Origin of the sequence: Saccharopolyspora sp. NPDC002686, from assembly GCF_040295745.1 — a bacterium.
Lineage (GTDB): Bacteria > Actinomycetota > Actinomycetes > Mycobacteriales > Pseudonocardiaceae > Saccharopolyspora > Saccharopolyspora oryzae.
This window is the reverse complement of record NZ_JBEOVY010000494.1, coordinates 1-4,373: the sequence shown is the minus strand read 5'-3', so window position 1 is coordinate 4,373 and position 4,373 is coordinate 1. Positions and strand designations below refer to the sequence as shown.

The following is a 4,373-nucleotide window of genomic DNA, read 5'->3' as shown; positions in this document are numbered from 1 at the left end:
GTGGATCCGCAATTTCAATGGAAATCGGACGTCCGATTTCCATTGAAATTGCGGATCATCGGCGTGTCGGGGCACGACACGCCGAGGACGTGAGGGCTGCTCGGGTCATGGTTGTTCGGCGACCCAGACCGCGATCTGGGCGCGGGAGGTGACGCCGAGCTTGGACATGATGTGCTCGAGGTGGCTGTCCGAGGTCCGCTTGGAGATCACCAGCTGCTCGGCGATCTGGCGGTTCGACAAGCCCTGCGCCACCAGCCGCGCCACTTCGCGTTCGCGCGGCGTCAGCCGGACCGGCGCATCCGCCGCCGGGGCCGCGTGGCGCTCGCCCAGCGCGAACTCGATCAGCTCGTCCAGCGTGGACTCCGCGCCCCGCTTCCGCGCGGAGCGAAGTTCCGCGGTGGGCAGCGCGTTCCGGATCTTCGCCTCGGTTTCCGCGTGCCAGACCGCGTACGGGCGCAGCCCGAACAGGTAGCTGCCCACCGGTTGCCACAACCGGTTCACCGCCGCGCTCAGCTGCGCGGACCGGGCCGCCCGGCCCTGCGCAGCCGCCACCCACGACTCGATCTCGACCGCCAGCAGCTCGCCGAGCACATCGCCGAAGAGCTGCTTGATCCGCAGGCATTCGTGCAGGTGGGAGACGGCGTTGTCGAGGTCGCCCTGCCGCCAGCGGGCCAGTCCCAGCACCAGCTCGCACCACGACCGCGCCCACTGCTCGCCGTGCTCCTCGCAGATCTCCAGGCACCGCTCGCACAGGTCGACCGCGCGCTGGAGCTCGCCATCGGAGATCTGCAGCACCGCCAGGCACGACATGCTGACCATCGCGAGCCCGTCGTGGCGCAGGACTTCCTCCTCCTCGAGCGCCTCGGCGAACCGGGCCATCGCGGAGTCGTGGTGGCCTCGGAGCAGATCGATGAATCCAGCGGTTTGCGGGACCAGTCGCAGCACCGCATCGGCCCGCACCTCGTGGGCCATCCCCTGCGCCTCGGCCAGCAGGTCCGAGGCCGCGTCGGAATCCCCGTGCCAGCCGCTGACCAGCGCGTTCACCAGCAGGGCGCGGGCCCGCTGCGGACTCGGCCCGGGGGAGACCTGCAGGGCTTCGCCCAGCCACGAGATGCCTTCGCGGAGAGCGCCGCTGGCCAGCCAGAAGAACCGCAGCGCTGCCACCATGCGCAGGGCTTCGTCGGTTTCGCCGGGCTCGGTGCAGCAGAACTCCATCGCGCTGCGCAGGTTCGCCCGGTCCAGCCGCAGCCGAGCCAGCCACTCCACCTGGTCCGGCCCGAGCCACTCGGCGTCGACGCGCTCGGCCAGCAGCAGGAAGTGGTCGCGGTGGCGACGGCGCAGCACGAGTTCCTTGGTGCCGCCGCCGAGCCGTTCCCGGCCGTACTCCTGGATCGTCCGCAGCAGCCGGTAGCGGGTGCGCGCGTCCGGCGGATCCTCCTTGACCAGCACGGACTTCTCGACCAGGCCGGCCACTCCGACGAAGACGTCCTCCACGGTGACGCCGTCCCCGACGCACACCGCCTCGGCCGCCTCCAGCTCGAAGCCGTCGGCGAACACCGAGAGCCGCGCCCACACCGCCTGCTCCACCGGCGAGCACAGGTCGTAGCTCCACTCGATCGCCGCCCGCAGCGACTGGTGGTGCGGCGCCGCGCTGCGATCGCCCCAGGTCAGCAGCCGGTACCGGTCGCTGAGCCGGGCCAGGATCTCCGACACCGACAGCGACCGCATCCACACCGCGGCCAGCTCGATCGCCAGCGGCAACCCGTCCAGCTGCTGGCACAGCCGGACCACCTCGGCCTCGTTGTCGGGTCCGATGGAGAAGTCCGGCAGCACCGCGGACGCCCGGTCGGCGAACAGCTCCAGCGCCTCGTGGCCGACAGCCCGCTGCACGACCCGGTCCTGCGAATCCAGCCGCGGCATCAGCAGCGGCGGCACCGGCCACACCTGCTCGCCGGCGATGGCCAGCGGGGCCCGCGAGGTGACCAGGACGCGCAGTTCAGGAGAGGTCGCCAGCAGCTGGCCGACCAGCGGTCCGCACGCCTCCAGCAGGTGCTCGCAGCCGTCCAGGATGATCAGCATCCGCTTGTCGGCCAGCTGCTCGGCCAGCAGGTCCTCGGCCGAATCGGGTGGTGAGCTGCGCAGACCGAGGCCGCTGACCAGCACTTGCGCGAGATCGCGGGTGGCCGGGACCTCGGCGAGCGACACCAGCCAGACGCCGTCGGGGAAGGCGCGGCGCAGGTCGCGCGCGACGCGGGTGGCCAACCGGGACTTGCCGACCCCGGCGACCCCGGTGAGGGTCACCAGCCGGGACGTCGACAGCAGCCTTTTGACCTGCGTGATCGCTCCGCGACGCCCGACGAAGCTCGTCAGCTCGTCGGGCAGCCTGCCCACCCGCCGGGTTGCCATCGAGACCACCCGCACTCACCTGAACAATTTGGCGTGTCCGAGTGTAGGCCTGCAGAGACCCCGGTCACCCGATGAGAGCCGCCCCGACCGCGACGAAGCCGACGCCGCTGAACAGCAGGAACGCGATATCTCAGGCCCCGGGACTCAGTACGGGCGCGGTGGTCTCGACCGTCAGGCGGGTTTGTCGTCGCGGCCGTGGACCTGGGCCGGCGGGTGAGTGGCCTCCACGGCGGTGAACTCCTCGATGATCTCGTAGTGGTGCTTGGCGCCCTTCGGGATGATCCACGAATCCCCGGGCTCCAGCAGCACGACCTGGCCTTCGCTGTGCAGCTCGGCCCGGCCGCTGATCACGTAGCCGACGGTCTCGTAGTCCCGAGCGGCCGCTTCCTTCTCCAGACCGGGTGGTTCCTCGCGCCACAGCCGCATCGCCAGGCTGACACCTTCGGCGAGGTAGTACTGCCCCTGGGAACCGCGTGGCGAGTGCGAACCGTCCACCTTGATGATCGTGGTGTCGCTCATCGGACCCCCTCTCACGGGTGCCCCGATTCTCCCGCCGCCGCAGGGGAGGAGCAGCGCGACCAGGCCTGTCAAGTCCAGAACGCGGCGGCCAGCACCACGCCGAGGACGCCGGAGCCGATGCCGGCCAGGACCGTTCCGAGGACGTTGAGCACCGCGTACAGCCGCGCGCCGTCGGCGAGGAGCCGGACGCTTTCGTAGCCGAAGGTGCTGAACGTGGTCAGCGCGCCGCAGAAGCCGACGCCGATCAACGCCTGGAGCTCCGGGAGCTGCAGGCCGAACAGCGCGGCGCCGGTGAGGATCCCGAGGACCAGCGAGCCGATCGAATTGGCCGTCAGGGTGCCCCACGGGAACCCGGTGTCGTGGCGCGCCTGCACCCAGCGGTCGGTGAGGAAGCGCAGGCAGGCGCCGAACGCGCCGCCGATCGCGACGAGCACGAAGGTCACCGCTGCTCCCGTCCGGCGTAGCGGATCACCTCGACCTCGTCGAGCAGCACCAACCCCTCGGTGACCAGCTCGTCGAGCTCGGGCAGGAAGTCGCGCACCCGCTGCTCGTCGTCGACGATCACCACCGCGATCGGCATGTCCTCGCTCAACGACAGCAACCGCGCGGTGTGGATCGCCGAGGACGCCCCGAATCCCTCCACGCCGCGGAACACCGAAGCCCCCGCCAACCCGGCTTCCCTGGCCCGGCGCACGATCTCGTGGTAGAGCGGTTTGTGCTGGTAGGTGTCGGTTTCACCGAAGATCGCGGTGAGCCGGACGGCCTGTCCTCGAAGTCGCACCACCGATCATCCCCTCCCGAACGCGCGGGCCGCCGAACGCGCAGCGAGCAGTCCGACGGCGACCGCGAGCAAGCAGCTCAGCACCGTCCCGGCCAGGTAGACCAGGGCGAACGCGGGCTGTCCCCCGGCCACCAGGTGCACCGCGTCGGCGACGTAGGTGGAGAACGTCGTGAAGCCGCCCAGCACGCCGACGCCGAGGAACGGCCGGACCAGGCGGTGCGCGGTGACCAGCTCTGTGATCACGAACATCAGCACGCCGATGGCCACGCAGCCGATCACGTTGACCAGGAACGTCGAGAAGGGTCCTGGCCAGGTCAGGTAGGCGCCGTAGCGCAGCAGCGAGCCGAGCGCACCGCCCGCGGCGACCACCGCGAGCACGTCCAGGGGAGGCAGCGTCCGCGGCTTGCGCGCCCGGCGCAGCTCCGCGGGGAAAGCCGATCCCATGACCCCTCCAGCACGTTCTCGACCTGTGCTGGGAACGGTACCGGGCCACCGCCCACCGGACTCCGCCGTCCACACGGTGTCCTCCCCGCAATTTCAATGGAATTTCGACGTCCGATTTCCATTGAGGTGATCTCAGTGGAATGGGGATGGCCGGTGGCCTGGAGAGATGTGGGCGTGGGGTCCTGGTAGAAGAAGGTCTCACCACAAGATCATTCTTCAGGCC

At 70.2% G+C, this 4,373-nt stretch carries 5 protein-coding genes; all 5 read right to left on the bottom strand.

All coding sequences use genetic code 11. The features are described from left to right. Positions 1 to 105: 105 nt before the first annotated feature. Positions 106 to 2,406 carry a LuxR C-terminal-related transcriptional regulator gene (locus ABTZ89_RS36250; protein ID WP_351053496.1) on the bottom strand — a complete coding sequence of 767 codons (2,301 nt, stop codon included), beginning with the start codon at positions 2,404 to 2,406 and terminating at the stop codon, positions 106 to 108. A gap of 171 nt (positions 2,407 to 2,577) precedes the next feature. Continuing rightward, positions 2,578 to 2,925: a cupin domain-containing protein gene (locus ABTZ89_RS36245; RefSeq protein ID WP_270953499.1), complete on the bottom strand. Its 348-nt coding sequence runs from the start codon at positions 2,923 to 2,925 to the stop codon at positions 2,578 to 2,580. Positions 2,926 to 2,993: 68 nt separating this feature from the next. Continuing rightward, positions 2,994 to 3,368 (bottom strand): fluoride efflux transporter CrcB, encoded by a 375-nt coding sequence (crcB, locus tag ABTZ89_RS36240; RefSeq protein ID WP_351053493.1) that lies wholly within the window; start codon positions 3,366 to 3,368, stop codon positions 2,994 to 2,996. Next, entirely contained in the window at positions 3,365 to 3,706 is a 342-nt protein-coding gene (locus ABTZ89_RS36235; protein WP_211841224.1) for a DUF190 domain-containing protein, read from the bottom strand. The genes crcB and ABTZ89_RS36235 overlap by 4 nt, the downstream gene beginning before the upstream one ends. 6 nt (positions 3,707 to 3,712) lie before the next feature. Further along, positions 3,713 to 4,150 carry a fluoride efflux transporter FluC gene (locus ABTZ89_RS36230; protein ID WP_270953502.1) on the bottom strand — a complete coding sequence of 146 codons (438 nt, stop codon included), beginning with the start codon at positions 4,148 to 4,150 and terminating at the stop codon, positions 3,713 to 3,715. Between the last annotated feature and the right edge of the window lie 223 nt (positions 4,151 to 4,373).